This is a genomic window from Ramlibacter rhizophilus (assembly GCF_004681965.1).
GTDB classification, from domain to species: domain Bacteria; phylum Pseudomonadota; class Gammaproteobacteria; order Burkholderiales; family Burkholderiaceae_C; genus Ramlibacter; species Ramlibacter rhizophilus.
Window position 1 is genome coordinate 222,505 of record NZ_SMLL01000008.1, and the last position, 14,583, is coordinate 237,087.

Here is a 14,583-nt window from a genome sequence, read left to right on the forward strand (position 1 = left end):
CGCGGGGCACACCGGCTCCCCACAATGGGCTGCAGTCCTGCTTCGAAGGGGAATGGATGTCCACACCTGCCGCCCGCGCCAATGCCACCTGCCGCTTCTGCGGCTCGCATCTCGAGCACACCTTCGCGGACCTGGGCATGTCGCCGCTGTGCGAGTCGTACCGCACCGCCGAGCAGCGCAACACCATGGAGCCGTTCTACCCGCTGCACGTGTACGTCTGCGAGACCTGCCTGCTGGTCCAGTTGCAGGAGTACGTCAGCCCGGCCGAGATCTTCACGGAGTACGCGTACTTCTCGTCGTACTCGGACAGCTGGCTCGCGCATGCCCGCGACTATGCGCAGGCGATGACGAAGCGCCGGCGGCTCGGGCCCGAAAGCCTCGTGGTGGAGCTGGCGAGCAACGACGGCTACCTGCTGCAGTACTTCCTGGCCCAGGGCGTTCCGGTGCTGGGCATCGAGCCGGCCGCCAACGTGGCCCGCGAGGCCGTGCGCAAGGGGGTACCCACGCTCACCCGCTTCTTCGGCCGCGAACTGGCCGCCGACCTGGCCAGCCGCGGCACGCACGCGGACCTCATCGTGGCCAACAACGTGCTGGCCCACGTGCCCGACATCTGCAGCTTCGTGGAGGGCATCCAGGCGCTGCTCAAGCCGGACGGCGTGGTGACCTTCGAGTTCCCGCACCTCATGCGGCTCATGGAAGGCAACCAGTTCGACACCATCTACCACGAGCATTTCTCCTACCTGTCCCTGCTGTCGGCCACGCGGGTGCTGGCGCGCTTCGGCCTGACGGTGTTCGACGTGGAGGAACTGCCCACGCACGGCGGCTCGCTGCGGGTGTTCGCGCGGCATGCCGCCGCGGCGCAGCCGGCGGTGAGCGAGCGGGTGCGGGAGCTGGCCTTGAGGGAGGAGGAAGCGGGGTTCTCGCGGCTGGACACGTACTTCAGCTTCGGCGAGAAGGTGAAGGCGACCAAGCGCGAGATCCTCGCCTTTCTCATCGAGGCGAAGCGGGCCGGCAAGTCCATTGCGGGCTATGGCGCGCCGGGCAAAGGCAACACCCTGCTGAACTACTGCGGCATCCGCACGGACTTCATCGACTACACGGTGGACCGCAACCCCTACAAGCACGGCAAGTTCCTGCCCGGCACGCACATCCCCATCCATCCGCCGGAGAAGCTCGCGCAGACGCGGCCCGACTATGTGGTCATCCTGCCCTGGAACCTGCGGGAGGAGATCTCGCGGCAGCTCTCCTGCGTGCGCGACTGGGGTGGCCGCTTCGTGGTGTTCATTCCGCAGGTGGAGGTGTTCTGATGCAGGCCGACCCGCAGCCCGGGCCGGCGATGTACGAGCTGGTGCGCTCGCTCTACCCGATCTGCCGCAGCATCACCGGCGAGGGCGTCCGGCAGACGCTGGCGCAGCTGCGCGAGCTGATCCCGCTGGAAGTGCACCAGGTGCCCAGCGGTACCGCGGTGTTCGACTGGACGGTGCCGCGCGAGTGGAACATCCGGGACGCCTGGGTGAAGAACGCGGCTGGCGAGCGGGTGATCGACTTCCAGCGCCACACCCTGCACGTGGTGAGCTACAGCGTTCCGGTGCGCGCGCGCATGACGCTCACGCAGCTGCGGCCGCACCTGCACACCCTGCCGGACCAGCCCGAGCTCATTCCCTACCGCACGTCCTACTACCAGGAGGACTGGGGCTTGTGCCTGCCGCACCGGCAACTGGAGCAGTTGCCCGAAGGCGAGTACGAGGTCTGCATCGACTCCACCCTGCAGGACGGGCACCTGAACTGGGGCGAGTGCCTGCTGCCCGGGGAGCTGGAGGACGAGGTGCTGCTGTCCTGCCACGTGTGCCACCCGTCGCTGTGCGACGACAACCTCTCGGGCATCGCGGTGGCGACCTTCCTCGCGCGTGAACTGGCGGCAGCACCGCGCCGCTATTCCTATCGCTTCCTCTTCGTGCCGGGGACCATCGGCTCCATCGCCTGGCTGCACCGCAACCAGGCCCGGACGCACCGCATCCGTCACGGGCTGGTGCTCACCTGCCTGGGCGACTCGGCCGGCTTCACCTACAAGCGAAGCCGTCGCGGCGAGGCCGAGATCGACCGGGCGCTGGAACATGTGCTGGCGCACTGCGGCGCGCCCAGTGAGCTGGTGGACTTCTCGCCCTACGGCTACGACGAGCGCCAGTACAACTCGCCGGGTTTCGACCTGCCGGTGGGCTGCCTCATGCGCAGCCAGCATGGCTGCTTCCCCGAGTACCACACCTCGGCCGACGACCTGGATTTCGTGCGGCCCGAGTCGCTGGCGCAGTCCCTCGCCCTGCTGCGAAGCGTGGTGCGCGTTCTGGAGGACAACCGCTGCTATCGCAGCCTGAACCCGTTCTGCGAACCGCAGCTGGGCCGGCGCGGCCTGTACGCGGGCCTGGGCGGCACGCAGATCCGCACGCTGCAGATGGCGATGCTGTGGGTGATGAACCAGAGCGACGGCACGCACAGCCTGCTGGACATCGCCCAGCGCGCCGGCCTGCCCTTCGACACCGTGGCCGAAGCCGCGCGACTGCTGGTGCGCGGCGAACTGATCACCGCCACGGCGCCGCCGGCCTGAGGTCAGAGCCCCATCACGAACTTGCGGCCGTGGAAGGCCTCGGCCCAGCGCTCGGGCGCCGCGCACTCCAGGCCGCGAAGCCGCATGAGCGCCTCGAACGCCTCCGCCTCCATCCAGGGCTTCTGGCGCTGGCTCGCGAACACCTCCAGGATCGTCGCGACCTTGAGCGCGCCGGCCGCGCGCGAGAGCGGCACGTAGCAGTTGGGGGCGCCCAGGTCGGCGTCGTACTTCGGGATCTCGTACTCCAGCACGAGGTTATCGCGCCAGGTGTTCCAGGTCAGGTCACTGATGGTGCGGTGGTCCTGGTGGCGGTCGGCGCGGTGGTGGGTGAAGACGAGGTCGGGCTCGGGGAGCTCGCGCCTGAGCGCCTCCATGCGCTCCTTGATCCCGGCGCCCTCCCAGGGAAAGTAGCCGTCGCGGAACTTCAGCAGCACCACGTCCTGCCGCGCCGCGTTGCGCAGGAAGCGGGCGGCGCTGTCCTGCGCCTCGGCGGCGCGCTCGCCGGGCGTGCTGAACACCACCCAGGCCACCCGCACGTTGCCGCGAGCCGCCAGCAGCTGCAGCAGCGTGCCGCCGCAGCCGATCTCGATGTCGTCGGCGTGCGCGCCCAGGCACAGCACCGTGAGCGGCGCGGCACGGTCGCGGGGAAGCATCAGGGGCAGCACCGGCGGTCCTTTCGGCCCTGGACCTGGCTTGCGCCCGGACGTTCAATGCGCATGCCTGCGCCACACCTCCCAGGGCGCGGTACCGCTTTCATACAGGCGCTCCAGGTGCTGCTTGTCCTTGAAGGTATCCATGCAGGCCCAGAAGCCGTTGTATTCGTAGCCCAGCAGCTGCTGCTCGCGCAGCAGTCGATGGAAAGGTTCTTCCACCAGCTCCTCGCGCTCGCGCATGTACTCGAAGATCTCGCGGCGCAGGATGAAGAAGCCGCCGTTGACGCGGATGTCGCCGTTGTCGATGGGCTGGATGTCCGAGACCAGGCTGGTCGCGCGGTCGAGCGTGACGACGTGGTAGCTGAGGTTGGGCCGCACGCACAGGAAGCTCGCGATCTTTCCGTGCTGGTGGAAATGCGCCAGCTGTTCGTCCAGCGGCAGATCGCTCAGGCCGTCGCTGTAGTTGGCGAGGAACACGCTTTCGCCCTGCAGGTGCTTCTCGACCGCCCGCAGGCGCTGGCCGATGTTGGCGTTGATGCCCGCGTCCACGAAGGTGATGCGCCAGTCCTGGATGTCGCTGGCCAGCAGCTCGACGTTCCGCGCCCCCCCGGAGAGGACGAAATCGTTGGAAAGGCACTCGTTGTAGCTGAGGAAGTAGTTCTTGATGACGTCGGCGCGATGCCCGAGGCAGAGAATGAAATCCTTGTGGCCGTAGTGCGCGTAGTACTTCATCACGTGCCACAGCAGCGGTCGCGCGCCGATGTGGACCATGGGCTTGGGCACGTTCTCGGCATCGCGCATGCGCAGCCCCTGGCCGCCGCAGAACAGGACAACTTTCATGATCGATCGCCTTCCACTTTCGCCTCGCCATTCTGGGCAGGCGGGCCGCGCGCGTCTCGGGACCTTTGTCACGCCGCGCCGGTACGAACGTCCAGCGGCGCCCTCGCTACACTGGACCGCACCCATGCCCCGCACGCCCCTTCTGCTCGCCTTCCTGCTGATGGGCACTGGCCTGGCACAGCCGCTGCAGGCGCAGGAGGCCTACTGCGCCAGCGATGGTCAGCCGCGGCCGCGTGCGCTGCTGGAGCGCTTCATCAATGCCGACTGCGAGGCCTGCTGGCGCGACCCGGCCGCGGTGCGCGCCAGCGTGCGCGAACTCGCGATCGACTGGGTCCTGCCGAGCACGGCGGGTGACGACGCCCCGCTGTCGGCGGCGGCGCTGCCCGAGGGGCGGGACCGCCTGGTTCAGCTGGGGCGCGCCCTGCCGGCGCGCGAAGCGAGCCTGCGCCAGCCGCTCGTGGCCTCCGCGCGCACCCTGCGCGTGGCGCACGGCCTGCCGGTCAACGACTACATCGGCGCCAGCATCGAACTGCGGCCCGCCGGCCGCGCGCCCTGGAAGGCCTGGCTGCTGCTGGTGGAGACCCTGCCGGCCGGCACCGAAGGCTCGCCCGTGGAACGCAACCTGGTACGCGCGGCTTTCCAGCCGCCCTGGGAGGGGCGGCGTGCCCCCACGGCGGCGCAGCAGCAGCGCCTCTACGAGCTGCGGCCCCTGCGCATTCCCGAAGGCAGCGAACCCGCGCGGCTGCGCGTGGTGGGCTGGGTGGAAGATGCACGTGGCCGTATCAGGGCCATATCAGAATCTCGATGCCGGCCGGCTGGAGGCCAGCGTTAGAATCAGCCACCGGGCCCAAGCATCGAGGCCCGGTTTCTTTTGTGCCGCGCATTCCTTCCGCGCGCGCCGGTCACCGGGCCAACATCCAAGCGCTCTCCCTGTTCAGACAACAGTCTCCTGGAGCCCTGGTATGGAAATCTTCGACTACGACAACGTCCTGCTGCTGCCGCGCAAGTGCCGCGTGGAAAGCCGCTCCGAGTGCGACGCCAGCGTGGAGCTGGGCGGGCGCAGCTTCCGCATTCCGGTGGTGCCGGCCAACATGAAGACCGTGGTGGACGAGTCGATCTGCACCTGGATGGCCCGTGCCGGCTACTTCTACGTGATGCACCGCTTCGACCTGGACAACGTCGCCTTCGTGCGCCGCATGCGTGAGCAGGACGTGTTCGCCTCCGTCTCCCTGGGCGTGAAGGCCGCCGACTACGCCACGGTGGACAAGCTGGCCGCCGAGGACCTGGTGCCCGACTACATCACCATCGACATCGCCCACGGCCATGCGGACACGGTGCAGCGCATGATCGCCCACATCAAGCAGAAGCTGCCGACGAGCTTCGTGATCGCGGGCAACGTGGGCACGCCCGAAGCGGTGATCGACCTGGAGAACTGGGGCGCCGACGCGACCAAGGTGGGCATCGGCCCGGGCAAGGTCTGCATCACGCGCATGAAGACCGGCTTCGGCACCGGCGGTTGGCAGCTCTCGGCGCTCAAGTGGTGCGCCCGCGTGGCGACCAAGCCCATCATCGCGGACGGCGGCATCCGCGAGCACGGCGACATCGCCAAGAGCATCCGCTTCGGCGCCACCATGGTGATGATCGGCTCCATGCTGGCCGGCCACGAGGAGTCCCCCGGCACCAGCGTCGAGGTGGACGGCCGCATCTTCAAGGAGTACTACGGCAGCGCCTCGGACTTCAACAAGGGCGAGTACAAGCACGTCGAAGGCAAGCGCATCCTGGAGCCCGTCAAGGGCAAGCTGGCCGACACCCTGCGCGAGATGCAGGAGGACATCCAGAGCTCGATCAGCTATTCGGGCGGCCGCCGCCTGATGGACATCCGCAAGGTCAACTACGTCATCCTGGGCGGGGACAACGCGGGCGAACACCTGCTGATGTAGGCCCGCTTCACGGCGCCAGCAACTGGCGCGCGAGCCGATGCAGCTCGTGCCCGGGCGCGACGAGCGCGTCCAGCACGCTGAAGTGGTTCAGGCCCGGCAAGGCCTCGCACACGGGCACGTGGGCCGACCCCCAGGCCTGGCGGATCAGCTCGTTGTGCCGCAGGAATTCCATGCTCTCGCGCCCGCCCACCACGGTGGACAGGCTGCCTTCGGCCGGCGGCGGCAGGCGCGCCGGGCTCGCCTTGTCCACATCGGAGGGCGTCAGGTGCAGCGAGGCCTGGATGGAGGGCGTGTGCCGCAGCGGCTCCAGCTCGTACAGGCCGGAGATGGCCAGCGCCTGCGTGAGCAGCCCGGGCGGCAGGCGTGCATCCACCGCGTCCCAGCGGCACGCCAGCAGCATGGCCGCGAGATGCGCGCCGGCCGAGTGCCCGACCACCGTGATGCGCGCCGGGTCGCCGCCGTGGTCCGCGATGTTCCGCGCGCACCAGGCAAGCGCCTGCACCTGCTGCAGCACGATCTGCGGCACGGTGACCTCGGGGCACAAGGTGTATTCGGGCAGCACGACGCAGGCGCCGGCCTCCACGAAGGGGCGGGCGACGAAGGCATGCATCTCCTTGTCCAGGGAACGCCAGTAGCCGCCGTGGATGAAGACCATGACGGGTGCGCCGGCCTTGGCCGCGCGACCGGGCACCTGCGCTGCGGGAAAGACATCCAGGCGTTCGCGCGGCGCCTTGCCGTAGGGGATGTCCAGCGTGCAGGGCAAGGAGGCCCGCACCGCGTCGGATTCGCTCGCCCAGCGCGCGAAGTAGTCGCCGTGGTCCGGCACACGGGCGCGGTTGTCGTACTGCTCCTCCAGCCATTGGGGGTCGTCGAGCTTCATGGTGGGCTCCGTGGGTCGGTGAATGCCTGCGTAATGTAGGGCCCTACACTCTCGCCCCCATGCAATCCTTCGATGTCGCGGTCATCGGCGCCGGCGCGGCCGGCCTCTTTTGCGCCGGCGTGGCCGGCCAGCTCGGCCTGCGCGTGCTGCTGGTGGACCATGCCCCCAAGGTGGCTGAGAAGGTCCGCATCTCCGGCGGCGGCCGCTGCAACTTCACCAACCGCGACCTCGATCCCCGCGCGCCGCACAAGCACTTCCTGGGCGAGAACCCGCACTTCTGCCGCTCGGCCCTGTCGCGCTACACGCCCAACGATTTCATCGAGCTGGTGCGGCGCCACGGCATTCCCCACCATGAGAAGCACAAGGGCCAGCTGTTCGGCGACCGATCCTCCGACGACTTCATCCGCATGCTGCTGGCCGAGTGCGAAGCGGGCGGCGTCACGCGCTGGCAGCCCTGCAAGGTGGAGGCAGTGCGCCAGGGCGCAGAAGGCGGCTACGCGCTGGACACCGACCGCGGTGTGGTGCAGGCAGGCCGGCTGGTGATCGCCACCGGCGGCCTGTCCATCCCGCAGATCGGCGCCAGCGACTTCGGCCTGCGCATCGCGAGGCAGTTCGGCCTGCGGATCGTGGCGCCACGGGCAGCGCTGGTGCCTCTGACCTTCGACGCACAGGCGTGGTCGCCCTACGCCTCGCTGGCCGGCCTGTCGCTGCCGGTGCGCATCGCCACCGGCGAGAAGAAGCAACGTGCCGTGTTCGACGAGGACCTGCTGTTCACGCACCGGGGCCTGTCCGGGCCGGCGGTGCTGCAGATCTCCAGCTACTGGCAGCCGGACTCGCCCGTGCAGCTGGACCTGGCCCCCGGCCTGGCGCTGGACGAGGTGCTGCGCCAGGCCAAGGCCCGCTCACGCCGGCTGCTGGCCAATGAGCTGGCCGCCCACCTGCCGGCGCGGCTCGCCGATGCCTGGGTGCAGCAGGAGGCTGCGTGGCAGCGACCCGTGAACGAAGTGCCCGACAAGGCACTGGCCCAGCTGGCGCAGCGGCTGTCCGACTGGTCGCTGGTTCCCACCGGCACCGAAGGCTGGCGCAAGGCCGAGGTCATGGCCGGCGGCGTGGACACGCGCGAGCTCAGCTCGCAGACCCTGGAGTCGAAGCAGCCCGGCCTGTACTTCATCGGCGAGGTGGTGGATGTGACGGGCTGGCTGGGGGGCTACAACTTCCAGTGGGCCTGGGCCAGCGCCTTCGCCTGCGCGCAGGCGCTGGCAGCGAGCCGGGGCTAGTGTCCGTGCCGGCGCCGGCCGGCAGCTCGTTCACGCGGCCAGGAACATCGCCGGGGGCTCGCGCAGCGTGCGCGGCGCGCTGGCTGCCACCAGGCGATCGATGATCTGGCACAGCGGCTCGATCAGCACCGGCTTGGCCACGTGCTCGTCGAAGCCGGCCTGCAGCGCCCGGATGCGGTCGGCCTGCGTGCCGTAACCGGTCAGAGCGATCAGCGGCAGCTGGCGCCATTGCGCCTGCAGGCGGATGCGCCGGGCGAGCTCGAAGCCGTCGATCTGCGGCAGGCCCAGGTCCAGGATGGCGAGTTCCGGGCGGAATGCCGGCAGCAGGGCCAGCGCTTCGGAGGCGTCGGCCGCGAGTTCCACGCGGTGCCCCAGCAGTCCGAGCAGCTCGGCCAGCGTGCCGCCCGCATCCACGTTGTCATCGACCACCAGGATGCGCAGGCCCTGCCCGCTCGCGGCCGGGGCGGCCTGCGGGGCGATGGCCAGCGTGGGCGCCGGACAGGTGGGAAGCTGCACGTGGACGCGGCAGCCCTGGCTGGGGCCGGGGCTGTGCGCGCTGACCGTGCCGCCGTGCAGCTCGACCAGGCTGCGCACCAGTGACAGGCCCAGGCCGAGGCCGCCCTGCCGGCGGTCGAGGGCCTGGCCGCCCTGGACGAAGAGATCGAAAACGCGCGGCAGCAGCGACGCCGCGATACCGCAGCCGGTGTCCACGACCTCCAGGCAGGCGTGGTCCCCGGCTCGCTGCAACTGCAGATTGACGCTGCCCCCGGGTGGGGTGAACTTGGCTGCGTTCAAGAGCAGCTGCGAGACCACCTGGGTCAGGCGCGGCGCGTCGGCACTCACCCAGACCGGGCACTCCGGCTGGACCAGCTGCACCGGCTCGCGACCTTCGAAGGCCGCGGCCGTCTGCTCCAGGGCGCGCGCGACGATGCTGCGCAGGTCGATGCACTCGGGGCGGAGCTGGATCTTGCCGCGGGCGAGCCGCGAGACGTCGAGCAGGTCATCCACCAGTCGCGACAGGTGCGCCACCTGCCGGCCGATCACGCGCCGCTCCTGCAACAGGCGCTCGGGCTCGCGCCGGGCCATGAGTTCCAGCGCGGTGGAGATGGGCGCCAGCGGGTTGCGCAGCTCGTGGCCCAGCACCGCGAGGAACTCGTCCCGGGCCTGCGCCGCATCCCGTGCGCTGGCCTGCAAGGCGGCGAGCCGCTGCTGGCCGAGCGGCGCAGCCAGGAGCTGCGCCAACTGCCGGGCCAGGGCCCAGCGGGCCTCGTCGATGCGTGCGCCCGGAGTGGTCAAGGCGATGCTGAGCGCACCACCGGATTCCTCGCCCACGCACAGGGGGATGCTGAGCAGCGAGTGCACGCCGAGCGCCGCGAGCCGCTGCAGGTGGGTCGAGCCACCGCAGGCGAGCGCCTGCACGTGCGCCAGCGCGTTGCCGTCCAGGCGGACGATGCGCTGCGCCTCGCTCGCCCAGAGCGACGGGTCGCGGTCGGTGCGGTGCGAATCGGCGGGCCAGGCCGCCGAGCCCAGCGGCTCCCCACTCACCAGGATGCGGCGCCAGTGCGACCCGCTGGGAAGGTCGACCCAGGCGAGGTCTCCAAGCGCCGGCAGGCAGGCCTGAAGCGCCCGGCTCAGCGCAGCCTCCATCGCCTGGGGTTCCTGCAGTGCCTGCGGGGAAAGGGCAAGAGCTTGCACTGCCAGGCCGAGGCGGCAATGCGAAGGAATGAGGTCGGTGGACATAGGAATGCTCTCGTACTACATGCGAATGCATTCTTCTCCTTTTCGCGCCAGGTGGGGGTCCGAAGTTGTGAGGGAATGCGACAGGGTTACATCCTGTCTCGCGGGCGCTATAATTTCGGGCTTTGCTGGCAAACCCCCGGCGGCCTGATCAAACCACCACAGCCGGGGAACCCCGTCGCAAGCCCGATCTTCTTGCGGCACCCATTTGGATCCAAACACACGCATGACGACCATTCGAGTCAAGGAAAACGAGCCGTTCGACGTGGCCCTGCGCCGCTTCAAGCGCACCATCGAGAAGCTGGGCCTGCTCACCGAGCTGCGCGCCCGCGAGTTCTACGAAAAGCCCACGGCTGAGCGCAAGCGCAAGAAGGCTGCCGCCGTCAAGCGTCACTACAAGCGTGTCCGCAGCATGCAGCTGCCCAAGAAGCTGTATTGACCGCGCACTGGGAAGGTGTGAAGGAATCGCGCAGTAGATCCATTCACAGCTTCTGAGCGCCCCATGAAGGCCCACCCGGGGACGCCCGCGTGGGCCTTCATCGTTTCCGCCCCACCCCTTGCCCTTTTTCTGGAGGAAGTCCGCCGATGTCCCTCAAGCAACGCATCACCGACGACATGAAGAGCGCCATGCGCGCCAAGGACACGCAGCGCCTGGGCACCATCCGGCTGCTCACGGCGGCCATCAAGCAAAAGGAAGTGGACGAGCGCATCGAACTCGATGATGCGGCCGTCGTGGCCATCGTCGACAAGCTCATCAAGCAGCGCAAGGACAGCATCGAGGCCTTCGAGAAAGCCGGCCGGCAGGACCTGGCCGACCAGGAGGCTGCCGAACTGAAGGTGCTGCAGGACTACCTGCCCGCGCGCCTGTCTGCCGAGGAGATCCAGTCCGAGGTGCGCGCGATCGTCGCCGAACTGGGCGCGAGCGGCGCGGGCGACATGGGCAAGGTGATGGGCGCCGCGAAGGCCCGCCTGGCCGGCAAGGCCGACATGGGGCAGGTGTCTGCGGCGGTCAAGTCGGCCCTCGCGGGCTGAGTCGCTTCGCGGGCCGCGCCGGCGCTCAGAGGTTGTGGATGGACAGCGTCTTCAGCTGCCGGCAACCTTCATCTTGCCGATGAGCACCGAGCCCACGGACTTGGCACCGTAGGTGTAGGTGTCCGAACCCACGGCCGCGAGGCCGGCGAACATGTCCTTCAGGTTGCCGGCGATGGTGATTTCCTGCACCGGGTAGGCGATCTCGCCGTTTTCGACCCAGAAGCCGCTCGCGCCGCGCGAATAGTCGCCGGTCACGTAGTTCACGCCCTGCCCCATGAGCTCGATCACGAACAGGCCCGTGCCCAGCTTGCGCAGCATTTCGGGCAGGTCGTCCTCGGGCCGCGTCTGGCGCGAACGCAGCGTGAGGTTGTGCGAGCCGCCCGCATTGCCCGTGGTCTTCATGCCCAGCTTGCGGGCCGAATAGCTGCTGAGGAAGTAGCCCTCCACGCGGCCCGCGTCCACCACCTTGCGGGCCGAGGTGCGCACGCCCTCGTCGTCGAAGGGCGAGCTGCCCTTGCCGCGCGACACGTGCGGGTCTTCGTCGATGTCCACGTGCGCGGGAAGTATCTTCTTGCCCAGCGAGTCCACCAGGAAGGTGCTGCGCCGATACAGCGCCCCACCGCTGGTGGCCTGCACGAAGGCACCGAGCAGGCCGGCCGCGAGCGGCGATTCGAACAGCACCGGGCATTCGCGCGTGCTGATCTTGCGCGCGTTCAGGCGCGAGAGCGCCCGCTCGGCGGCGTAACGGCCCACGGCGCCGGGGGCGGACAGCTCCTCGGCCGAACGCATGGAGCTGTACCAGGCATCGCGCTGCATCTTGTCGCCGCGCCCGGCGATGGGCGCGACCGAGATGGAGTGGCGCGAGCTGGCATAGCCGCCGCGGAAACCGCGCGTGTGGGCGCTGAAGAAGTGGCTTTGCTGCGCGGACACGCCGGCGCCTTCGCTGTTGGTGATGAGGCGATGCGTCTTGAAGGCCGCTTCCTCGCAGGCAAGCGCCAGCTCCGCGGCCCGCGCACTGTCGATGTCCCAGGGGTGGAACAGGTCCAGGTCCGGCTGGTCCGCCGCCTGCGCGATGTCCTGAGCGTCCGGCAGGCCGGCCACCGGGTCTTCGGCGGTGAAGCGGGCGATGTCATAGGCCGCCTGCACGGTCTGTTCGATGGCCGCCCGCGAGAAGTCCGAGGTGCTGGCGTTGCCGCGCCGCTGGCCGATATAGACAGTCACGCCCAGGGACTTGTCGCGATTGCGCTCGACGTTCTCGAGTTCGCCCTTGCGCACCGAGACCGAGAGCCCGCAGCCTTCGGAGGCCTCGGCACCGGCATCGGTCGCGCCGATCTTCTTCGCGTGCGCCAGGGCCTGGTCGACCAGGTCCTCGAAGTGCGCGCGGCTGTACGAAAAGCCGCGTTCGGCTCGGGAGTCGGGTGTAGTCATATGCGGGGCTATGATACTTGCCGACCTTGCGCGGCCCAGGCGTCCTGGCGCCCGCCCCCTCTTGCTTCACCCATGTCACGCAAACCCAAACGAGGCTACTTCGTGCGCGGTCAGTTCGTCGCCGAAGGCAGCGAACTCGACCAGCAACTCAAGGCCGAGCTCAAGGGCGCCGAAACCAGCAAAACCGACCTCAAGCGCGAAAGCGAGCAGTTGCAGAAACTGGGCGAGTCGCTGCTGGGCCTGCGCGCCGACCTCTTCGATCCCCTGCCCCTGCCCGAAAAGCTCGTCGATGCGCTGGCCGAGGCCCGGCGCATCAGCAACTTCGAAGGCCGGCGGCGGCAGATGCAGTACGTCGGCAAGCTCATGCGCGGCCTGGACGAAGACGTCCTGCAGGCCGTGCGCGACGCCTTGGAAACACAGCGCCAGGGCTCGGCACGCGATACCCAGGCCCTGCACGAGGCCGAGCGCTGGCGCGATGCTTTGATCGAGCGCGACGAGGCCCTGGGCGAGTGGCTGAGCCTGCACCCCTCCACCGACGCGCAGCAGCTGCGCGCGCTGGTGCGCCAGGCCCGCAAGGACCGCCCGGCCCCCGACGCACGCGTAGTGTCCGAAGGCCTCGCACCCCGGCAGGGCCGCGCTTTCCGCGACATCTTCCAGCTCGTGCGTGAGCAGCTCACGTCCGCCGCTGGCGCATCCACCGAGGAGAACCCCGAATGAGCCACGACTTCGATCCGGTGCGCATCGGCATCGTGTCCATCAGCGACCGCGCCTCCAGCGGCGGCTACGAGGACAAGGGCCTGCCGGCTTTGAAAGACTGGCTGGGTCGCGCGCTGCGCAACCCCATCAGCTTCGAGCCGCGCCTCATTCCCGACGAGAAAGACCTCATCAGCGCCACGCTGGTGGAACTGGTGGACGCCGGCTGCGCGCTGGTGGTCACCACCGGCGGCACCGGACCCGCGCCCCGGGACGTCACGCCCGAAGCCACGCTGGCCATCGCCGACAAGGAAATGCCCGGCTTCGGCGAGCAGATGCGCCAGATCGGGCTGCACTTCGTGCCCACGGCCATCCTGTCGCGGCAGGTGGCGGTGATCCGCGGACGCTCGCTCATCATCAACCTGCCCGGGCAGCCGAAGTCGATCCAGGAGACGCTGGAAGGCCTGCGCGACGAGCAGGGCCGCACCGTGGTCAACGGCATCTTCGCCGCCGTACCCTATTGCATCGACCTGATCGGCGGGCCCTACCTGGAAACGGACGACGCGGTGTGCAAGGCTTGGCGCCCGAAGAACGCGGTGCGGGTGCGCTGAGGCACCTTTCCCCTCGGGGGGACGGCTAGAAGGGGGGCGCCGCGGGAAGCAGCAGGGTCGGCTCGCGTGGCACCCACCCCTGCCCTCCCCCAGAGGCGGAGGGTGCGCTTACTTGCCCACCAGCTGCGAAAGCTTCTCGGCCTCGAAGCATTCCGTGCGCGCCGCGTCCTCGGGAACGCAGTCGCCGCGGCTGCGCGCCTGCGACAAGAGCTCGATGGCCTGCCAGAGCAGCGCGATCTGGTGGTCCTGCGACGCCGCGTTGTCGATCAGGCCCTTGAGCGCCTGCGACAGCGGGTCGTCGCTCTGGGTGACGCCGTAGGCCGAGAAGCCCAGCTTGCTCGCCACCGCCTCGCGCCGGGCGGAGTCCTCGGCCTGGATGATGCGCGCGGGAATGCCCACCGCCGTGGCACCGGCCGGCACCGGCTTGGTGACCACCGCGTTGGAGCCGACGGCGGCGTTGTCGCCCACCTCGAAGCCGCCCAGCACCTTGGCCCCGGCCCCCACCACCACGTTGCGACCCAGCGTGGGGTGGCGCTTGGCGCCCTTGGCGAGCGAGGTGCCACCCAATGTCACACCCTGATAGATCGTGCAGCCGTCGCCGATCTCGGCGGTCTCGCCGATCACCACGCCCATGCCGTGGTCGATGAACACCCCGTTGCCGATGGTGGCGCCGGGGTGGATCTCGATGCCCGTGAGCCAGCGCGAGAACTGCGAGATGAAGCGCCCGAGCCAGCGCAGGCCGCGGCGCCACAGCGCGTGGGCCAGGCGGTGCAGAAGCAGGGCATGCAGGCCCGGATAGCAGGTGAGGACTTCCCAGCGGCTGCGCGCGGCGGGATCGCGCTCGAGGATGCAGCGGATGTCGGAACGCAGGCGGTCGAACATGCGCGCGA

15 protein-coding genes are annotated in these 14,583 nt (G+C 69.3%); 9 read left to right on the forward strand and 6 right to left on the reverse strand.

Going from position 1 to position 14,583, the window contains the following annotated elements; translation table 11 throughout:
* Positions 1–56: 56 nt before the first annotated feature.
* Together EZ242_RS19765 and EZ242_RS19770 are read left to right on the forward strand one after the other, a co-directional pair.
* Entirely contained in the window at positions 57–1,307 is a 1,251-nt protein-coding gene (locus EZ242_RS19765) for a class I SAM-dependent methyltransferase (RefSeq protein WP_135286921.1), read from the forward strand.
* Positions 1,307–2,602 (forward strand): DUF4910 domain-containing protein, encoded by a 1,296-nt coding sequence (locus EZ242_RS19770; RefSeq protein WP_205960694.1) that lies wholly within the window; start codon positions 1,307–1,309, stop codon positions 2,600–2,602. The genes EZ242_RS19765 and EZ242_RS19770 overlap by 1 nt, the downstream gene beginning before the upstream one ends.
* A gap of 2 nt (positions 2,603–2,604) precedes the next feature.
* On the opposite strand, the gene EZ242_RS19775 is transcribed toward EZ242_RS19770, so the two are convergent.
* Together EZ242_RS19775 and EZ242_RS19780 are read right to left on the reverse strand one after the other, a co-directional pair.
* Complete coding sequence (locus EZ242_RS19775; RefSeq protein ID WP_135287013.1) at positions 2,605–3,255, reverse strand: PIG-L deacetylase family protein; 651 nt, start codon at positions 3,253–3,255, stop codon at positions 2,605–2,607.
* Positions 3,256–3,309: 54 nt separating this feature from the next.
* Positions 3,310–4,095, reverse strand: a complete 786-nt coding sequence (locus tag EZ242_RS19780) for a glycosyltransferase family protein (RefSeq protein WP_135286922.1) — start codon at positions 4,093–4,095, stop codon at positions 3,310–3,312.
* Between the two features lie 124 nt (positions 4,096–4,219).
* Between EZ242_RS19780 and EZ242_RS22130 the strand changes: the two genes are divergently transcribed.
* Complete coding sequence (locus EZ242_RS22130) at positions 4,220–4,927, forward strand: hypothetical protein (RefSeq protein WP_240787173.1); 708 nt, start codon at positions 4,220–4,222, stop codon at positions 4,925–4,927.
* 130 nt (positions 4,928–5,057) lie between these two features.
* Positions 5,058–6,035, forward strand: coding sequence for a GMP reductase (locus EZ242_RS19790; protein ID WP_135286923.1), 978 nt, complete (start codon positions 5,058–5,060; stop codon positions 6,033–6,035).
* 7 nt (positions 6,036–6,042) lie between these two features.
* On the opposite strand, the gene EZ242_RS19795 is transcribed toward EZ242_RS19790, so the two are convergent.
* Complete coding sequence (locus tag EZ242_RS19795) at positions 6,043–6,915, reverse strand: alpha/beta hydrolase (protein WP_135286924.1); 873 nt, start codon at positions 6,913–6,915, stop codon at positions 6,043–6,045.
* 59 nt (positions 6,916–6,974) lie between these two features.
* Here EZ242_RS19795 and EZ242_RS19800 point away from each other — a divergent pair, with 59 nt between their 5' ends.
* A complete protein-coding gene (locus tag EZ242_RS19800; protein WP_135286925.1) occupies positions 6,975–8,192 on the forward strand; it encodes a BaiN/RdsA family NAD(P)/FAD-dependent oxidoreductase in 1,218 nt (405 codons plus the stop codon).
* A 30-nt stretch (positions 8,193–8,222) separates the two neighbouring features.
* Here EZ242_RS19800 and EZ242_RS19805 read toward each other — a convergent pair whose 3' ends face one another.
* On the reverse strand, positions 8,223–9,932 hold the full coding sequence (locus tag EZ242_RS19805) for a hybrid sensor histidine kinase/response regulator (protein WP_135286926.1): 1,710 nt from the start codon (positions 9,930–9,932) through the stop codon (positions 8,223–8,225).
* 223 nt (positions 9,933–10,155) lie between these two features.
* Here EZ242_RS19805 and rpsU point away from each other — a divergent pair, with 223 nt between their 5' ends.
* Positions 10,156–10,368 carry a 30S ribosomal protein S21 gene (rpsU, locus tag EZ242_RS19810; RefSeq protein WP_012346814.1) on the forward strand — a complete coding sequence of 71 codons (213 nt, stop codon included), beginning with the start codon at positions 10,156–10,158 and terminating at the stop codon, positions 10,366–10,368.
* A gap of 146 nt (positions 10,369–10,514) precedes the next feature.
* Positions 10,515–10,961, forward strand: a complete 447-nt coding sequence (locus EZ242_RS19815) for a GatB/YqeY domain-containing protein (protein WP_135286927.1) — start codon at positions 10,515–10,517, stop codon at positions 10,959–10,961.
* Positions 10,962–11,012: 51 nt separating this feature from the next.
* On the opposite strand, the gene pmbA is transcribed toward EZ242_RS19815, so the two are convergent.
* Positions 11,013–12,389 carry a metalloprotease PmbA gene (gene pmbA / locus EZ242_RS19820; RefSeq protein ID WP_135286928.1) on the reverse strand — a complete coding sequence of 459 codons (1,377 nt, stop codon included), beginning with the start codon at positions 12,387–12,389 and terminating at the stop codon, positions 11,013–11,015.
* A 72-nt stretch (positions 12,390–12,461) separates the two neighbouring features.
* Here pmbA and yjgA point away from each other — a divergent pair, with 72 nt between their 5' ends.
* The gene (gene yjgA, locus EZ242_RS19825; RefSeq protein WP_135286929.1) at positions 12,462–13,106 is read left to right on the forward strand and encodes a ribosome biogenesis factor YjgA; all 645 of its coding nucleotides are present in this window, start codon (positions 12,462–12,464) and stop codon (positions 13,104–13,106) included.
* Positions 13,103–13,693 carry a molybdopterin adenylyltransferase gene (mog, locus tag EZ242_RS19830; protein ID WP_135286930.1) on the forward strand — a complete coding sequence of 197 codons (591 nt, stop codon included), beginning with the start codon at positions 13,103–13,105 and terminating at the stop codon, positions 13,691–13,693. The genes yjgA and mog overlap by 4 nt, the downstream gene beginning before the upstream one ends.
* A gap of 108 nt (positions 13,694–13,801) precedes the next feature.
* Here mog and cysE read toward each other — a convergent pair whose 3' ends face one another.
* Positions 13,802–14,575 (reverse strand): serine O-acetyltransferase, encoded by a 774-nt coding sequence (gene cysE, locus EZ242_RS19835; RefSeq protein WP_135286931.1) that lies wholly within the window; start codon positions 14,573–14,575, stop codon positions 13,802–13,804.
* Between the last annotated feature and the right edge of the window lie 8 nt (positions 14,576–14,583).

Coding starts and splice junctions, on each gene's coding strand:
- EZ242_RS19770 (WP_205960694.1), top strand. CDS start 1,307: ATGCAGGCCGACCCGCAGCCCGGGCCGGCGATGTACGAGCTGGTGCGC.
- EZ242_RS19815 (WP_135286927.1), top strand. CDS start 10,515: ATGTCCCTCAAGCAACGCATCACCGACGACATGAAGAGCGCCATGCGC.
- cysE (WP_135286931.1), bottom strand. CDS start 14,575: ATGTTCGACCGCCTGCGTTCCGACATCCGCTGCATCCTCGAGCGCGAT.
- EZ242_RS19765 (WP_135286921.1), top strand. CDS start 57: ATGTCCACACCTGCCGCCCGCGCCAATGCCACCTGCCGCTTCTGCGGC.
- EZ242_RS19805 (WP_135286926.1), bottom strand. CDS start 9,932: ATGTCCACCGACCTCATTCCTTCGCATTGCCGCCTCGGCCTGGCAGTG.
- pmbA (WP_135286928.1), bottom strand. CDS start 12,389: ATGACTACACCCGACTCCCGAGCCGAACGCGGCTTTTCGTACAGCCGC.
- EZ242_RS19780 (WP_135286922.1), bottom strand. CDS start 4,095: ATGAAAGTTGTCCTGTTCTGCGGCGGCCAGGGGCTGCGCATGCGCGAT.
- yjgA (WP_135286929.1), top strand. CDS start 12,462: ATGTCACGCAAACCCAAACGAGGCTACTTCGTGCGCGGTCAGTTCGTC.
- EZ242_RS19775 (WP_135287013.1), bottom strand. CDS start 3,255: ATGCTTCCCCGCGACCGTGCCGCGCCGCTCACGGTGCTGTGCCTGGGC.
- rpsU (WP_012346814.1), top strand. CDS start 10,156: ATGACGACCATTCGAGTCAAGGAAAACGAGCCGTTCGACGTGGCCCTG.
- EZ242_RS19790 (WP_135286923.1), top strand. CDS start 5,058: ATGGAAATCTTCGACTACGACAACGTCCTGCTGCTGCCGCGCAAGTGC.
- EZ242_RS22130 (WP_240787173.1), top strand. CDS start 4,220: ATGCCCCGCACGCCCCTTCTGCTCGCCTTCCTGCTGATGGGCACTGGC.
- EZ242_RS19800 (WP_135286925.1), top strand. CDS start 6,975: ATGCAATCCTTCGATGTCGCGGTCATCGGCGCCGGCGCGGCCGGCCTC.
- mog (WP_135286930.1), top strand. CDS start 13,103: ATGAGCCACGACTTCGATCCGGTGCGCATCGGCATCGTGTCCATCAGC.
- EZ242_RS19795 (WP_135286924.1), bottom strand. CDS start 6,915: ATGAAGCTCGACGACCCCCAATGGCTGGAGGAGCAGTACGACAACCGC.